The 16678-nt window shown below is 58.9% G+C and carries 12 protein-coding genes; 3 read left to right on the plus strand and 9 right to left on the minus strand.

From position 1 onward, the window contains the following. Positions 1 to 123 precede the first annotated feature (123 nt). The 6 genes from XH85_RS36040 to XH85_RS36065 all read right to left on the minus strand — a co-directional run bounded on the left by XH85_RS36040 (position 124) and on the right by XH85_RS36065 (position 8724). Positions 124 to 1917, minus strand: coding sequence for an ABC transporter ATP-binding protein (locus XH85_RS36040; RefSeq protein WP_245473838.1), 1794 nt, complete (start codon positions 1915 to 1917; stop codon positions 124 to 126). A 50-nt stretch (positions 1918 to 1967) separates the two neighbouring features. Beyond that, a complete protein-coding gene (locus XH85_RS36045; protein ID WP_128935699.1) occupies positions 1968 to 2963 on the minus strand; it encodes a glycosyltransferase family 2 protein in 996 nt (331 codons plus the stop codon). After that, positions 2960 to 5893 carry a trifunctional glycosyltransferase/class I SAM-dependent methyltransferase/polysaccharide deacetylase gene (locus XH85_RS36050; protein WP_128935700.1) on the minus strand — a complete coding sequence of 978 codons (2934 nt, stop codon included), beginning with the start codon at positions 5891 to 5893 and terminating at the stop codon, positions 2960 to 2962. Before XH85_RS36050 ends, XH85_RS36045 begins: the two co-directional genes overlap by 4 nt. Further along, complete coding sequence (locus tag XH85_RS36055) at positions 5890 to 7008, minus strand: glycosyltransferase family 2 protein (protein ID WP_128935701.1); 1119 nt, start codon at positions 7006 to 7008, stop codon at positions 5890 to 5892. Before XH85_RS36055 ends, XH85_RS36050 begins: the two co-directional genes overlap by 4 nt. Before the next feature lie 54 nt (positions 7009 to 7062). After that, complete coding sequence (galE, locus tag XH85_RS36060; RefSeq protein ID WP_128935702.1) at positions 7063 to 8046, minus strand: UDP-glucose 4-epimerase GalE; 984 nt, start codon at positions 8044 to 8046, stop codon at positions 7063 to 7065. A gap of 291 nt (positions 8047 to 8337) precedes the next feature. Continuing rightward, entirely contained in the window at positions 8338 to 8724 is a 387-nt protein-coding gene (locus tag XH85_RS36065; protein ID WP_128935703.1) for a hypothetical protein, read from the minus strand. 251 nt (positions 8725 to 8975) lie between these two features. Between XH85_RS36065 and XH85_RS36070 the strand changes: the two genes are divergently transcribed. Next, complete coding sequence (locus XH85_RS36070) at positions 8976 to 9974, plus strand: glycosyltransferase family 2 protein (RefSeq protein ID WP_128935704.1); 999 nt, start codon at positions 8976 to 8978, stop codon at positions 9972 to 9974. On the opposite strand, the gene XH85_RS36075 is transcribed toward XH85_RS36070, so the two are convergent. Then, on the minus strand, positions 9963 to 11159 hold the full coding sequence (locus tag XH85_RS36075; RefSeq protein WP_128935705.1) for a glycosyltransferase: 1197 nt from the start codon (positions 11157 to 11159) through the stop codon (positions 9963 to 9965). The two genes, XH85_RS36070 and XH85_RS36075, sit on opposite strands and share 12 nt — an antisense overlap. Positions 11160 to 11266: 107 nt before the next feature. On the opposite strand from XH85_RS36075, the gene XH85_RS36080 reads away from it, so the two are divergent. Further along, positions 11267 to 12316 carry a glycosyltransferase family 2 protein gene (locus XH85_RS36080; protein WP_164939180.1) on the plus strand — a complete coding sequence of 350 codons (1050 nt, stop codon included), beginning with the start codon at positions 11267 to 11269 and terminating at the stop codon, positions 12314 to 12316. A 61-nt stretch (positions 12317 to 12377) separates the two neighbouring features. Here the strand turns inward: XH85_RS36080 and XH85_RS36085 are convergent, their stop codons facing one another. Next, complete coding sequence (locus XH85_RS36085) at positions 12378 to 13196, minus strand: glycosyltransferase family 25 protein (protein ID WP_128935707.1); 819 nt, start codon at positions 13194 to 13196, stop codon at positions 12378 to 12380. 295 nt (positions 13197 to 13491) lie between these two features. Between XH85_RS36085 and XH85_RS36090 the strand changes: the two genes are divergently transcribed. Beyond that, positions 13492 to 15144: a putative Ig domain-containing protein gene (locus tag XH85_RS36090; RefSeq protein ID WP_164939179.1), complete on the plus strand. Its 1653-nt coding sequence runs from the start codon at positions 13492 to 13494 to the stop codon at positions 15142 to 15144. Between the two features lie 10 nt (positions 15145 to 15154). On the opposite strand, the gene XH85_RS36095 is transcribed toward XH85_RS36090, so the two are convergent. After that, positions 15155 to 16198, minus strand: a complete 1044-nt coding sequence (locus tag XH85_RS36095; RefSeq protein ID WP_164939178.1) for a polysaccharide pyruvyl transferase family protein — start codon at positions 16196 to 16198, stop codon at positions 15155 to 15157. Positions 16199 to 16678: the final 480 nt, after the last annotated feature.

The following is a 16678-nucleotide window of genomic DNA, read 5'->3' on the forward strand; positions in this document are numbered from 1 at the left end:
AGCTGGCGGCTGGCGATTTCTGCGGAGACACCGGAATGCTACGGGCTCATGTGAAGTCCACGCTGCTTTGCAAGTGTAGGACCCGTCATTCACTGAGCAGGCGCCGAACACGCTGGGTTCCGATTAGGGAACCGTGTTCCGCATCCGATATGTGTGCACATCATCTTGCGAAGTTCCCGTTACGCACGCTCCTCGACTCGCCAGGACTTTCGCCGGAGGGCCCTCAGCGCGAACTCGGCCGTTTTCAATGCACACCACATGGTCCGCATCGCGCACTGAATCCAGGCGATGTGTTATCAGCAACAAGGTTCGGTTCTTGAATTGTAGCTGGATCGCGCGTCGAATGCTGTCCTCGAGCGTCAGATCGAGCGCGCTCATCGCTTCGTCGAGGATGAGGAACTTCGGATTGCGCACAATCGCACGTGCAAGACCAAGACGCTGACGCTGACCGCCCGAGAAGCGCAGACCATGCTGTCCTATCCAGGTGTCGTATTTGTGAGGTAAGGCCTCGACGACCTCTGAAATGCCCGCGACCCGCAGCGCCTGCCGAACCTCTTCCTCGGAGGCGTCGTTCCTAGCCATCCGCACGTTTTCGATCACCGTGCCTTCGACCAGGTCGACATCCTGGCCCGCAATCGCGAGCATGCCGAGCCAATCGGTTCGATGAACGTCTTCGATGGACCGCCCATCAACCCGTATGTCACCCTCGTTGGCCGAATAGAGCCGCAACAATAGATTTACGATCGTGGTCTTGCCCGCTCCACTGGCTCCAATGAGCGCAGTGGTCTTCCCCGCAGGAATGTCAAACGAAGCATCCAAAAGAGCGGGCTCCGTACCGGCATCATAGCGGAACGTCACGTTGCGAAATGAGATGCCGTTCTCCAGTTTAGCCACGGCCACGCGCCCGGCGTTCGGATACTCCTTGTCATCCGTCGACAGCATCTGTCTGATGGACCGAAGCTGTGGCTCGATCTGCGCCATATACAGCAAGTTCCCTTCCAGATCTCGCATATGCGGCTGCAATCGATAGAGCAACGCGACCGCGGTCAGGCTCGTCGCGAAGCCGATTCCCCATAAATCAGCGAATGCGATTACGAGAAACAGCACGACAAGATACCCCACCTCCGTCAGAGGCGAGACCAGGGCGGATAGGCGCGCAAGGCGCAGCGCGACCTGTCGGGCCTGCGTCGAAGCCTGCTCGAAGCGTTTCTGGTGAATCTCCTCCTGGCCATACGCGCGGATCGTGCGCATACCCTGGAGTGTCATCAGCATATGCTCACCCAGCTTTTGATGAACCAACTTTACGCCGGCACCCAACTGCTGCATGGGCAACGAAAGATGGCGCAATCCGGCCGATACAACCATCGAGGCGACGAGAGCGAGGACGGTTACCTTGATCGAGAGCGCCAACAGAAATGACGCGAAGAGAAAAACCGAGCACGAACTCACGATAATGCGGGTAAGAGTGGCGTATGCCCCGGAGATCACCCATGTCTCGGTTCCCAACACCTCCATGAGATATGCTTCGTCATGGCGTTGGAAGAACGAATACGAAGTTGACAGATACTGCAGATGAACGCGGTTGCGCGCGACTTCATTGATCTTCTCTCCGACACGCGCACTGATTAATGTGTTGATAAAGGAAAGAGCACCGCGAGCAATGATGAGAAGGAGCAGCACGACAGCAGTTTCGGTCGAGCTGTGAAACCAGTTAGCCGCATATCGGAGCGCTTCGCCCAGGAGGCCACTGGTCGACGTTGCAAGTTCCACCTGACCCATGGCGAAATAGAAGAACAGGAGTACGAGAGTAATCCCGACCGTCTCCGCCAACGATGTAGCAAGGCCAAGGACAATCAGCGCGGGCGTCACCCAACCGGGCAGCGGAGCAAGCTTGAGCAGCTTGAACAGTTCGACCAATGCAGCGCGGCGAGCAGCTCTCGGTCTTCGTATGTTGTTCGGGTGCTCTGTCATAGCGATTGACTTGGATCGCCGATGGCAAACAACGAAGCTGGAGGTCGAACCACCCTGCGACGCTGATGACGCCATTTCCACCGGATTTCCGAGACGGTATCCCGCGGAACATCGTGCACGGCGACCCTGAGCGCGAGCAAGGGATGCCGTCTGAAAAGGTGTCCAAAGATTGAAACGAAGTACCACAACTGACCGCCCGTCAGAGCTCTGCGAAGCAGCCAACGCGCATAGTTTCTGAAGCCCATGTCGAGGAGCGCCCTGCGCTCAGGGTGCCGCGTCATGATCTCATCCGCGACCAGCATCCACGACCGGAACATCCGCGTCTTGTTGCTTGACATGTTGTTCGGGAGGTAACGATAGCCGATCTGGTACTCGGGCACGACCGCGAAGTGGTACGCCTCCGCGACACGGCAATAGAACAGCAGATCCTCGCAGCCTTCTGCCCCCGATGCCCTGAGTCCGCTCTCGAAACCTTTTGCAGCTATGAGGGCTTCGCGGCGGACCAGCGCCGAGCTGCCGTTGCCAATGAAATTTCCCTGACAGAGATAGTCCAGCACCTCGCCCGCATGAAAGACGGGATCGGACCTGGCAGTTACGCGACTATCGGCATCGATCCAGTCATACCAGCTGTAGACAAGACCAGTCCGCTCCCCTGCATCAAGCAAGGCTTGAAGCTGTTGCTCAATCTTGCGGGGCGTCCAGAGATCATCGGCATCAATGAACGCGACGAAGTCCGCGCGCGCCGCCTGCCAGCCCGCATTCCGGGCGGCCGCCACCCCTGCATTACGCTGTTCTATGATCGCTACTCGAGAATCCTGACTCAGATGCCGCTGGACAACTGCGACCGTGTCGTCTGTGGAGCCGTCGTCCACGACAATGATTTCCAGCTCCCGGTGCGACTGGGATCTGACGCTGCGAAGCGTCTCATCTATCGTTGCAGTGGCGTTGAAGGCGGGAATAACCACACTGACCAGAAGCGCACCGGTACTCATTGATACTGCTCCAAGCAGCGCGCGAATGTGTCCAGCGTAAAATCGCCCCTGACCTCAATTCGCGGCAGGTCTAACAAATTGTCTCTGAGGGTGGCGGCCCGGCTGACCGTGTTGAACAGGGTCTTGTAGCCGCATTCGGCTGCGAGGATTCCAAGCCGCTGATCCGTGGAGCCAAACGGCGCGGCAAGCGACGTTATAGGTCGCCCAAGCCATCGCTCCAATTGCGCACGAGATCGCGTCAGTTCCTCGGCGAGATTCCAGGTCGCAAGTTCCTCGCTGCGCGGGTGGCTCGCCAAATGGCTACCAAAGGATACGCCTTCGGCGGCAAGCCCGGCAATCCTGACCGCATCGAGCAGCGGAGCGGGTTCTCCGAACGGAGCATCCCACTCCGCCCGCTTTCCCACGAAGTCGGTCGCAACGAACACCTCTGCCGAGAAATCGTTTGCCTGCAGGATCGGCCATGCATGCTCGGCAAAATCCTCGTACCCATCGTCGAAGGTGATCAGCACCGGCCTGCCAACGAACGGATGATTGCTTGCCACGAACCAGGCGAGCTGATCCGAATTGATCGCGTGGTAGCCATTTCGGCGCAGCCACAGCATCTGTTGCCCGAACGCATCCGGAGACAAGCGGTACCGCGCCAGTTCGCCGGGTCCTTCGGCCGCAATTCGGTGGTACATCAGGACCGGAACGTGCGTGCGTCTTTCGGATTGCGCGACGTCAAACCTGCGCGCCGCGGCCCCACCCCACACGATTGACCGCGCAACCTCGACCTCGATCGGCGCGTCGATAGCCGCGCATTTCACCTGTGTGTCAGGGGGCGCTTCGCCCGGAAGTAACCGCCTGAACCGATCGATACGGTACAGCTCCGTCTCGATCGATGTCTCCAGGGCGAGCCCGGGTACGCCCTGGATAGTCCGCGTGATCGTCTCCGCCCCATACGGACTCTCCCAGTCGAGCCCCGTACGCGACATGTTGTCCTTCAGCACAAAGGCATGGGCCGCCACGAGGTGACCGCCAGGACGCAGCGCCTGCACCAGTCGCTTCGCGACCGACTCTAGTTCGGCTTCATTATTAAGGTAGTAAAGGACCTCGGAGCAGACGATCAGATCGATGTCCTGTGGGAGCGGATCGGCGGACAAATCCAGTTCAGAGAATTCGATATTCTGATGCCCATTGCATCGGACACGAGCGCGATCGAGCGCCCTGGTCGAAATATCGGCGGCCCTGAGGCGCTTGACCCTGGGTGCCAATTGCCGCGTGAAATGTCCTTCCGCGCACGCGAGCTCGAGCGCGTGATCCACTGGCTGGTCTGGCAGAAGCTCGAGCTGCCGAGTGTACTTTTCCTGTTCATACGGCGAACCATAGTTCCAGGGATCCTCCTGCTCGAAGAAACCCTCCCAAAATTGCTTGCGTGCGGTGTCTCGAGGCTTTTCGGCACATCGCTTACGTCTGCCGGAATCGGGGATACCTGAAATGGCCAGCGGCCGCGCCTCACGCGAGGCCCGCGTGGCCAACTCGCGCAGGCGCCCCCGATGAGTATCTCGGCCGTCTCGCATCAAAGATCGAACCCGTTCGGTACGCTTGTGGAGTGCGATTTTCGCCCGAACCAGCCTTCCGATCTGGTCTTTGACCTGCAAATGAACGAGGCCATGGGCGGCCAGCGCAATCCAGAAGCGGCTGTCGACAGTGCCGAGGGCACCAATATCGAGCAGCGTCAGGATGCGAGGCCCGTCACAGAGATAGACGTACAATCGATCAACAGTCCCGATCGGCCTAATGGTGCCGATACGGCGAAGGTCAACGCGCGTGCCGAACGTCAACGTGAGGACCCTGGGCGCCGAAAGGTCGTCATAGTCGAGCACTTTCCGCTCAAAGCGGTATTGGCACTTTCGCCCTGCCGCCGGGTCGTTCCATGCGCGACCGATCGCTGAAATGAGGTTGGTTACGCCCTCCCCGTATTGCGGCCACCGTTCCGCCAGCTTGGCGGGCACCGTTCTTGCCCCGACCGTCACGGCATCGAGCAGAACAGCGGCAATGAAGTCCGCCGTTGTCTCGGTCTTTGGAATGTCGCTGAGCGTTTCCAGCGATGGATCGCTGGCGTTCCCCCGGCCGCATTCAAATCCGGCACACCAGAGCGCGAAATACGCATACGCCGCCGCGGCGCTGCCATATGCAGCAGTTGACGCTCCCGCCCGATGTGCGGGTGCCGGCTCGCTGATGCGGTCATCGCTGGAAAATCCGCGCGCAATGACCACCCGCGCATCGGCCAGCATCCGTTTGACGTCTTGTGTCAGTGAACGGTCGCTTGTTCGATAATAGCTCAATTTCTCATCGACATGGATCCACCTGCCGCCGCAGCGAGCGATCCGTTGCCATAGGTCCCAATCTTCGCACGTGCGGAGACTGGTCTCAAAGCCACCGACCTTTGCGACCGCGCCCTTTAGGACGAGCACGCCATGGATGAACGTGGCACACGTGCGGGCGAACCGTTCAAATGCGTTGTCCTGGATGGCCGGATCGCGGCGAACGGGAGTTTCACTGCCGTCAGGCATAACCCGGCAACAGTTGCAATAGGCGGCCACCGCCGCGGGATCGCGATCCAGCGCAGCATTCATCCGCGCAAGGAAGGATCGATCAATCCAATCGTCACTGTCCAGGAACAGTATTCGTTCGCCGCGCGCGCTTGCAATTCCCTTGTTGCGGGCACCTGAAGCGCCTGCTCCGCCAGACTGCAGAATCCGAAAGCGGGAATCCCGCGCCACATATTCAGCAACGATCGCGGCCGTGGCATCGATCGAACCGTCATCCACGACAAGCGCCTCCCAGTCGGCGGCGCTCTGCGCGAGCACGCTGTCAAGCGTTTCAGCAATGGTCCCTGCAGCATCGCGGGCGGCGATCACGACGGACGTACGCGGATGGGCTGTCATCTGCGAAACCTTCGACGATGATAGAACAGCAATCCGGCGAGATACCCCGTCATCTCCTCTTTGAGGAAGCGGTCGCCAATGCTCCTTCCTTCCATTGCTTTCCGGAGCAACCGATAGAGATACCAACGCGGCTTGTGATAGTAGGCCAGACGCCGGTTCGCTGAGATTCCGGTTCTTTCATACTGCACCAAAAGTGCGGCTGCATGACCGCGCATGTAGTGATAGATCTGGCTGGCCAGTCCATCCATTGTCCTGCGGTGAAAGTGGAATGCGACTGACGCCGGATTGTAACGACACGTGTAGCCGCCCGCGAGCAATCGATACCAATACTCCGAGTCGCCCGAGCAGCCGGCCTGACCGACGTCCAGGCGCTCATCAAAGAGCCCGACGGCCTGAAACACCTCGCGCCGGAACGCCATGCTCGCTCCGGCGCCGATGTCCCACGCGGGAAGGACCTGGCCGCGATGAGATCGGAAGGCTGCGCTGTCGTAATCCTGTTCGCGATAGCCCTTGCCAAATCCCCAATACGTCTCGAAGTGCCGTTGCGCCTCAGTCGCGAGCTCGGCGGGAAGCACAAGCCCAGTCACCGCACCGATTTCGGGAGAATCAAACGCACATGTCAGTTGCTCCAGCCAGCGCGGGTGAAGCAGCACATCGTCGTCCGTATAGGCGACAATTTCTCCGGTCGCCTGGAGCGCGCCGGCATTGCGTGCAATATCCAGACCGGGTCGCTCCTCGCGAATATAGGTTGCTGCCGCGGCCAACGCGACATCCCGCGTCCTCCGATCCCGCGATGCATTGTCCACCACAATGATTTCTCGTGGAGGATGGGTCTGTTGCGGCAATGACGACAAGCATTTGCTCAGATCGTCCGGGCGGTCGCGCGTGCAGATCACCACGCTCGCCGAGAGCCTCACTTTCGTCGGGATTCGCACTTGGGAATCGACGGCTGACAGGAAGGTGTCGTCGATATGATCGATCCTGGCGTCGGTTATCTGGCCTTCATGCATCAGCACATGGCCGATCGGCTGGTCGGCGCGCCAGAACACCGTCATGCCCTCGTTCAATGTCGTTACCGCAACATCGGACGCCGACGTCACGGAGACATGCGCCACGCCTCTTCCCAGTCCAATTCCTGCGAATGGGGTGTCCATCATCGTCGTGCGAAATCATGCCGGCGGGTTGCTATCGCTCCACCTGAGTGCAGTCTCAATAATGAAATCGATCCCGGATTGCCGCGGGCTCCAACCGAGCTCCCGCTTGGCTTTGGCAAAGGAGGCGACGAGCATGGGCGGGTCGCCCGCGCGGCGCGGGCCGCGGCGGACGACCGGATCGTCTCCGGAGACACGCTTCACGGCCTTTATTAGTTCGAGCACACTCGTGCCAACCCCTGTACCGAGATTGAAGACATGAGTACCGCCTCGAGCCACCAGCATGTCACCTGCGAGAAGGTGCGCCTGCGCCAGGTCATTGACGTGGATATAGTCCCTGATTGCACTGCCATCCGGCGTCGGAAAGTCCGTTCCCAGAATGGTGAAAGGCCGATCGGGTCGGCGCGCTGCTTCGATCGCCAGCGGAATGGCATGCGTTTCCGGTTCGTGGCGCTCGCCGAGTTCGCCGTCAGGGTCACAGCCCGCCGCGTTGAAATAGCGCAGCGAAACCGACGACATCTCGTACGCGCGACCAAAGTCCTCCAGCATACGCTCGATGATCATCTTGGACCAACCATAGGGATTAATCGGCGCCTGCGGATGTGTTTCGTCTATCGGGGTGTGCTTGGGTACTCCGTAACTGGCACACGTACTGGAAAAGAGCACGCGCGAGCAGCCGGCCGCTCGCATTGCCTCCAGGAGGGCAAGCGTTCCTCTCGTGTTATTGTCGTAATAGACGGCGGGATCAGCCACGGATTCGCCGACATAAGCCAGCGCCGCGAAGTGCGCGACGAGGTCTGGCTTATAGGTGTCCAGCACTGCGCGCACGCCGGCTGAATTGCGAATATCGCACTCGACCAACGGTCCCCAGCGCACCGCATCGCGCCAGCCCCGGGAAAGATTGTCGAGCGTCACGACGTTCCAACCCGCCGTCGCAAACGCCTTGCAGCAATGCGAGCCGACGTAGCCGGCACCGCCGGTGACCAGAACGGTCTTCTTCATCTCGCCGCGTCCGCGCGCTGCGCATCGGTCGGAGGTGGGGGACTACCGAAATTTGTCGGACCGGCAAAATCGTTACGCGGCTTAATCAACCTTCGCGCCAACAACACTCAACTCCTTGTCACGAAGAACGACCTTGTTCTTGATCTCCAATATTCCAAATTCCATCAAATCATATCTAGATGGATTGTGGCGTCATTCGTACGATCAAACGGCGGCGCGCAGACGCGTGGAGCTGCCACGCGCAGTTGCAAAGGCCCGAAACGGTGCAATACATGGATTGATGTTGCGAAGTTATTGCTTCGCTACGGTTTCATCCGCGGGATAGAATCGCGCCTGATGCGCTTCCGATAGAACCTGTCCCGTCGATGATTTCACGAGGGCGGTCCATTCATACAGACCCGGCTTGCAAGGACCAAATGTCCGGATCGTCCCCGACGGCACGACGCCATTACCAGGAACCGGAACGTTCTGGCCTCCCATTTCGCGAGCGCCTTCCGCAAGTGTGAGCGTCATCGAAGTGGCACCGGCGGGAATGTTGCGCAGACGTATCTCCGGATTTGGGAACAGCGTGACACAGCCGTGCGCCCCGCGCCATGAGAAATCCAACGTCATCGGATCGGCCAATGCAGGATGACAGACCGCTAGCAACAAAGCGACGGCAACAACAACAGCTCTCACATATCGCTCCCAGTCCGATTCGCTTCCGATCTTCGAGCGATCGGGGCACGCACTATTCGCGATTCACGCAGAATAGATCGCCCATTTTAAGGCGCCATCGGTAAGCCCACTTGCAACCGAAGCATCAAAAGAAGCAGTCACGAGTTGGCCATTCTTTTGACGGACCGTCGGTTCGTCCTTTGGCGTGCATCAACGACCATTCCCGCGCCTGCCAACGGATTGAGCAAACAATGGCAAGTGGCAGCTAAACCGTGTCCAGAAACGTCCTGATCGTCGTACCCGTTTTGAACGAGGCTTCCCATATCGAGACCGTTGTCCGCAATCTGGCGCGGGACAGTCTCGACGAGGATCGCACGATAGTGGTTGCAGATGGCGGCAGCACCGATGGGACGCCTGACATTGTCCGCCAGCTCGGCAGGGAGATTCGCGGCGTCCATCTGTTGCGCAATCCCCAGCGGCTGCAGAGTGCCGGGGTCAATCTAGCCGTACAAGTCTATGGTGCTGCGGCGCAGGTCCTGGTGCGGTGTGACGCCCATTGCGAATATCCAGCCGATTATGTTTCGAGCCTCCTCAAGACTCTGGACGAGCGCAAGGCCGACTCGGTCGTGGTCCCCATGGACTCCCGAGGTGACGGCTGCCTGCAAAAGGCCGTCGCCTGGGTCTCGGACACCAAGGTCGGTTCGGGCGGATCGGCACATCGCGGCGGAAAGCAAAGCGGCTTTGTCGATCACGGGCATCATGCGGCGATGACCATCGATGCCTTTCGCAGGGCTGGTGGTTACGATGAAACCTTCACTCACAATGAAGATGCAGAGTTTGACTGCAGGCTGCGTGCACTCGGCGGCCGGATATTTCTGGATTCGGACATCCGCCTTTCATATCGACCGCGGTCGAGTTTTCTGAGTCTGGCGAAGCAGTACTTCAACTACGGGCGTGGTCGATCGAGAACGGTGAGACGGCATCCAGGATCGTTGCGACTGCGTCAATTCCTGGTGCCCACTCATGTTGCATTGACGCTCGGCGCCATCGTGCTGTCGCCGGCGGCGCCGCTGCTGTTGACATTGCCGGCAGCCTATCTGGCGATACTGGCGCTGACTGCAATGATGATTGCAGTAAAACATCGCTCTATTTGCGGGCTGCTTGCACTGCCGGCCGCTGTCGTGATGCACTTCGCGTGGGCACTTGGCTTTTTCTGGGGCATCCTGTCGATCCGCCAGGCCACCTGGCAGATGACCCCTTCAGTTTCCTGAACCCTGCAGAACCTGGGCACTGGCCGGCGCGCCCACACGCCGGCCCGCCTTCGCATAGGCCGCCTCGGTCAGGCGTGCAATCGAGGTCCACGTCGGCACCGAGTCTCGCAGATCCAACATTCCTTGACTCTTGCGGTTTCGATAATCGGGGTCGCTGATCAAGCGCTCGAGCGACCGAGACAATGCGGCGGGATCACCTGGAGGAACGAGTGTCCCCTCCGCCCGATCGCTCAGCCATTCCGAAAACGTTCCAAGGTTCGAAGCGACGATCGGACGTCCCGCCGCGATCGCCAGCATCAGCACACCCGATGCGTCGATATCCCGGTACGGAAAAGCCAGGATGTCAGCGCGCGCGACCAGCGAGGTCACTTCATCTTCCGGAACGAAACGCAGGTCGAATTCGACATGGTCTTCGAGCTGCAGATCCTTCACCATCGCAAACAGCGGCTCCATCGCCATTTCCGGCCAGCCCACGACCTTCACCACGCAATTCGCCCTGACCTCTCGGGGAAGCAGCGCAAGCGCGCGAAGCATGACGTCGACGCCCTTGTAGGGCTTTATCTTGCCGAACAGGAGTATTTGAACGCGCCCGTCCCCGGCCGAGGGCTCGTCGGCCGGTCGGGTGATATGATCCGTCAGCAATCCGTGCGCGATAACGGATATCTTTTCGTCCGGGATACCAACGCGTAGCAGGCGATCGCGCGCAACGGTCGTATGAACGATAAGATGGTCGAAGCAATGCAGAATGCTGAACGCGCCAATTCGCTGTATCCGCGAGCTCGGATTGTTATTGAACGGATTCGAGTCATGAACGGTCAGAACCGTTGGCGCGACCCTCCTGAACTTGGGAATGAACTGGCTGTCGACGATCGCCAGCGGCGCCCATTGAAAATGGATCACATCGGGCGGCGTCTTCCTGAAGCGCCTGATCAGCCGTGTCATTGATTCAGCGTGACTGAGGCCCTTCAACCCCAGCTGCACGTTGCGTGGAAGTCTCTTGAAAAAGCGCGACTGCAATCCCGGATAAAAATGCCGGTCAAGAAACAGGTCTTCATCAACGGAGGGCTTCCGCCCGAGCTGGCGCCCGACAATGCTGGCTGCGTGCCCAATATCGGTCAATCCTTTGGCTAATTTAAGATCATATGGCCAAGTAAACAGTGACGGATCGATCAGAGCGATTTTCATGCGATTGCCTCACCAACCATGCTTTGCGGACCGTGAAATTACTTCTGGCTCATCAAAGCATGGATTGATAGCCTCTTCTGTCACCTTCAAATTGTGAGCGACACGCGTTGAAGATCAGCATCGTCATAACTGTCTACAATTACGAACGGTATGTCGGATTGGCAATCGACAGCGCGTTGAATCAGACCCGTCCGGCGGACGAGATCGTCGTCGTCGACGACGGATCGATCGACGGTTCCCGCCAGATCATCGCCGGCTATGGTGACAGGATTCGAGCCATATTTCAGGCAAATCAGGGCAACATCGCAGCATTCGAAGTTGGGTATCGCGCGGCGACAGGCGATGTACTGCTGTTCCTCGATGCGGACGACATCCTGATGCCGACGGCGGTCGAAAACGTCGCCGCGCACTGGCGTGAAGGTGTTTCGAAAGTTCAGTTCAATCTGGACATCATCGATGGCGCCGGCAGGCGACTTGGGCGCTCGTTTTGTGCGTTTCCTGAATCCTATGCGCCAGACGATGTGCACGCAGAATTTACCCGGTCGGGAACGTACATCTGGCCAGTCATGTCGGGAAATGCGTACTGCCGAGAGTTTCTTCGACAGGTCATCCCCCTCAACCCGCCCGTCGGATATGACGGCGCCCTCAACACGATCGCGCCTCTTTACGGAGACGTGGTCACGGTGCAGGAAACCCTGGGGCAATATCGGCTCCATGGCAGAAATATCAGCCGAAATGACGCGAAGGGCCGGGCGCAGCGCTTTCCGGATTTTCCTAGGCAGATCGGGTTCCGCGTCGCCGAGTTCGATATTCTGAAGGCGCATTGCGACAGGAAGTCCATGCATGTGCAAGCGGCACGGCCGATCGATAACGAGATCGTCTTTGTCAACTATCGCCTCGCATCGCGTAAATTGGGACTGCGCTATGTTGGGCAGGACGCGGACACGTCGAGTTCACTTCTCCGCCGTGGGATATGGCTTGCGCTGACCACGACCACACATTGGCGCGCCGCCGCCTCTCATATCGTCTGGTTCACAGGGCTGTTCTTGAGCCCTTCCTGGCTTGCGTACCAGCTGATCATGCTCCGGTTCAACAGGGCAGAACTCCTGAGGCCGCTCGTCAGGTTCGGAAGTGTCATCCGCCGCAAGCCCGCCTGAGGGGCAACGGCGCAAAGGCAACCGCCTCGTCAGATCTCGTCCCGCGCACTCCCGGCGTCAATCACGCGCTTTCGATCGTACGAATTGTCTCCGGCATTGGCCCGGAAAGACTGGTTGCGCCGACGAGGCGGGCGCGAATTCGTCTGTCGGACTGGCGAAGGCGGATATTTTCCGACAGGCGCAGAACATATTCCTTCGATTTCCACGCAAACCGAGCCGCTCTGTCAAACGCACTAGGCTCGCGGACCGACTCCGCCGCCTTTGCGATCGAAGATGTCAGCGTCGCCTCAAGGCACGGAAAAGGAAACAAGGCATAATTGTGGAGGCCATTTGCCCAGAAGCGGTCCATCTCCCAGTCGATCGGCCGATGGATCGTTGTCACGCTGTCGATGAATCGACGCGCGGCATGGCCGGAGATCAGATACGCTTGCGTTCCCATTGGCGCACGCTCAAACCGCACCAATTCCCGCTGATCCAGCCAGGCAACGTGCTTGCACGGCGCCATGTGTCGTCCATACAGCCGTAGATAGCCGATCTTTGCAGCCTTGCAGATGTCCGGAAGCGATCGAAAGCTGAACCCGGCATCGAGAATGACGTCGTCTTCGATCACAAGTGTCCATGAATTGTCGGCATCTGACGCTGCCACTTGCGCCATGACGCTCATATGACTCGCTGCGCAGCCGATCTCGGCACGTGAAAGGCCCCTGCCCCAAAAGCGGATGGCCAGCGCTTCATCATATTGCGGGAGCCCCTTGGCCGGCACACGCAAGGCATCAAAGAAGGTCCATGGAATCTCAAGCGACTCCAGATTTGCACTCGCGCGCTCGCGGCGCACGGAACCGGCCAAACTAATCGCCACAATTCTGAGATTGCTGCCCATGGATTGATCAGTCCGACATCCTTGATTGGGAACCGTATTGCACGTGATCTCCAAACGATTACCGCGAACTTGTCTCTGCTGACAAGGACGCGGCACGTCCGGCGGCTGCCATGCTGGTGGCCATTTCACATTCTTGTCTCGTAAAGCACAGCGAAATCTGCGGCTATACCGAAAGCCGCCCGCATTCGGACGCCTTGGATCGAACCAATGGCTCCTCACCGACGAGTGACCATGTACCTGGCGAAAGTCGCTACGGTCTCAAGCAAGAGAGGCGTGGATGCCATCAAAGCGTCGAATGAACAGCACCATTGCAGCATTGTTCGCCGCATCATTGGTTGTCGGTGGCTCAGTAATTTATCTTGGCCTGAGCAACGATGGTTTGCGACAGCGCCTGCAATTCGTCCCGCTATTTAAGGAACGCAGCCAGGTCGTCGGCGGCGCCGTCATCGGCCAGAATGGCAGCGGGTTGTATGCGGGCTATACGCTGTCGTGGGGTGATGAATTCAACACTCTCGATATCGTGGGTCCTGCAAACCCTCGCGGCAAGTTCTTCCCGACTGGCGCCTATCATCCAGGCATCCGCGGCAATACCACGTCGCTCGGCACGGCTTTTGATGCCGACCCGCTGACCACAGGCTACAAGGACCGCAACCGCGGCGTCGCGGTCGGCTTCGACAACATGTCGGTCTCCGGTTCGGTGCTGCGCCTCGGAGCGCGCAAGGCAACAACGCGCGAGCAGGCATTTCTTACGCCGACCGACCGATCCATCAACGGAGGCGTGCGGCCGCACCTCTCCGCGATGATTCATACCGCCGGGGCGTTTGCATACTACCCGACCACCAACGCCGTCATCATCGAGATGCGTGCCCGGTTCAGCCCCAGGCTTACAAATCCGGCTGGCTTTCATCCCGCGTTCTGGACCTATTCGGTCGCACCCGTGCTCAATCCAACCGGCAACGAGTGGGATCTGGAATGCAACTCCCAAGGGATGCACTTCAGCAATATCGTCCATACCTCGGGGACAATCTCGACCGACAACAGCGCCGGACCATTCGACTATATGGACGGCACGTTCCACGTCTTCAGCTTTGTCTTTCGAAACGGTGGAAACACCCAACTCTACGTCGATGGCGCGCTTCGATCCCAGTTTGCCGGCGTGGATTCCAATACCAAGAATATGCCCTCATTTGTGCTGCTGACGTCACACATATTCAACAACACGTTCGCGGGCGAGGCGTATGACGCCGCAGCGTGGGCCAGCTCGGCGACCGGCGCCTATCTCGATGTCGACTGGATCCGCGGCTGGCGGACGACAGGCGTCAAGCATTGGAAGCCGCTGGTTTCGGTCGCAGATCTCAATGTCGATTACGACGGCAACGGCAAGATTGTGCTGCCGAGCGCCAAGGCCCTCTGGGGTGATGCGGGCGTTACCGAATTCGTCCAGGTCGTACCCTATGACAGCTCCGAACCCGGTATGACGGAGCAGACGACGTTTACGCAATTCCCGGAAGGAATTTCGTACGATGCGGTGTCGCGCACGATCAAGGCGGACTTCACCGCCGGCAAGGGCAATGCCGGACGGTCTCATGTCGTCGTTTATGGCTACAAACCTGACGGCTCAACGATGGAGCCCGTGCGATTCTCCATCAATCGCGGTCCGCGCGTGACGACGGGCCCCCTTTCAGCCGCCGCAAGCGACAGCTACCACCACGATGTCTATGGGGAGTGCGATGTCGGGGTCATGATGCCGAAGATCTTGTCCGTCAAAGGACTGCCGCGGGGGCTCTCCTTTGACCGATCCACCGGACTGATCAGCGGCGGCCCAACGGCAACAGGGGTCAGCAAGCTGACAATATCCTGCGCAAACAATGCGGGCCAGACGACAGAGAGGACGACGACGTTCACCGTCCACGCGCACGATGAGGCGAGCCGCCCGGACGGAGGATGATGCTCGACCTTCAACCTTGATCCGTCGGGGCGGAACCGCCAAGAAATTTTGCGAGGGCCTCGGCCACACTCGTGCTCAATGGCCGGCTCAACTTTTCGAAGGGCTTGCTCCAGGCATCGACAAAGGTGCTGATTTTCCCATAATTGTTGTCAAGGACCGAGTGCGGCACATTCAACAACACGCAAAAAATGTGCGTGTGAAGCCGGTCCGTGATCACATAGGCCGACGATCCAACTTGTCTCATTCCGCGGGCTACACGGTTCGACGCCAGAAGGTGAAACCAGCGAATACGCACATCGAGCTCTGACGGCTTCCTGCCCTTGAGCACGAGGAGCGCCGTCTCAAGCAGCGCCTTCACAAACAACCACTTTCCCAAGCCTCGTTGTTCGACGAGCCAGTCCTCGACAACTGCAACGTTTGGGAGCGGAGGGAAACCTTTTCGCTCCACCTTCTCGTGATCGGTTCGGAGCAGCAGCAACAATTTCCTGGTTATTGCTGCTGGCGAGCTCTGCGCCCCCAGACAGAACGCCATGTCCGGACAGAGATCGACGGGCGCCGTAAATTCCTTTGTCGCGATATTCAAACTTTGCACGTCGCGGACCAGAATCCGGAACTTTTTATGCGAGTTGATGATGTCCGCGGCGCGCTTGAGACTTGCCGCCGAGGAGAAGTGTATGGTTTGCGGCAACTGGATGATCTGGCGATCCGGAAACTCCGACAGAAGCCTGAGCCGAAACTCCTGATGGCTGGGCCACAGGTCGCCGAAATTGCCCCCACCATGGATAAGGATAGGTCCGGCAGGAACGGCTCTTTCAAACTCTTCCCTTGACCAGGTGTCATAGGTGCAGACGTAGGACGGTGCTCTGCCTAGCTTCTTCTGCAGATAGGTCTCTTCACCCAACCATATGGCGCTGTCGCCCACATTTGAGTGGTTGGGGAAATCCACCAGCGCAAAATTCTCGACGCCCTCCAGATGAGGCCCGATGACCCTGTCGATTTCATTCTGTAACTCGGTAATGAGGGAACGAGAATCCTTCATGGGCTTTTCGGCCATCGTCCTGAGCTCTTCGGCGCCACCGGTCGCATCACAGCATCGAACCGCTTCTGATGCATCACCCAAACTTCGCATTTCGACAAACCTACTTCTGCCATTGCGCGAGGCACTCGCTACGGTTGCGCGAACGACTTGACCGCAACGCCGGACTTTTGCGCTGCCGAGCTTCCCGCGTCGGTCATTCGACCTTTGGCACTCAGCCGGCTTCTGCCTCTAACACGCGTGCTCCCTCGGCGTCCCTGCCGATGCGGAAGCTGACCGGGTTCCAGAGCACGGAATAGATCGGCTTAGCAGCCAAAAGGCAAGTCTCGGCAACGGTGCCTTAGCGACAACACCGCACATATTCATGACAAAAATCGAATCTATTGAAGTCCTAAGGCAGGCAAATGTGTTCATCGCAACGAACATAGGCATCGAGCCTACGGGAGTGCCGCTTCTTGCAGCAAGCCCGCACCCAGGTGCGTTAGCGAGCTCGGAGTC

It is taken from the genome of Bradyrhizobium zhanjiangense (assembly GCF_004114935.1).
In the GTDB taxonomy this organism is placed as follows: domain Bacteria; phylum Pseudomonadota; class Alphaproteobacteria; order Rhizobiales; family Xanthobacteraceae; genus Bradyrhizobium; species Bradyrhizobium zhanjiangense.

Excerpts from the sequence above, each read along its gene's own strand:
- XH85_RS36045 (WP_128935699.1), bottom strand. The coding sequence starts at position 2,963 with ATGAGTACCGGTGCGCTTCTGGTCAGTGTGGTTATTCCCGCCTTCAAC.
- XH85_RS36050 (WP_128935700.1), bottom strand. The coding sequence starts at position 5,893 with ATGACAGCCCATCCGCGTACGTCCGTCGTGATCGCCGCCCGCGATGCT.
- galE (WP_128935702.1), bottom strand. The coding sequence starts at position 8,046 with ATGAAGAAGACCGTTCTGGTCACCGGCGGTGCCGGCTACGTCGGCTCG.
- XH85_RS36075 (WP_128935705.1), bottom strand. The coding sequence starts at position 11,159 with ATGAAAATCGCTCTGATCGATCCGTCACTGTTTACTTGGCCATATGAT.
- XH85_RS36085 (WP_128935707.1), bottom strand. The coding sequence starts at position 13,196 with ATGGGCAGCAATCTCAGAATTGTGGCGATTAGTTTGGCCGGTTCCGTG.
- XH85_RS36090 (WP_164939179.1), top strand. The coding sequence starts at position 13,492 with ATGAACAGCACCATTGCAGCATTGTTCGCCGCATCATTGGTTGTCGGT.
- XH85_RS36095 (WP_164939178.1), bottom strand. The coding sequence starts at position 16,198 with ATGGCCGAAAAGCCCATGAAGGATTCTCGTTCCCTCATTACCGAGTTA.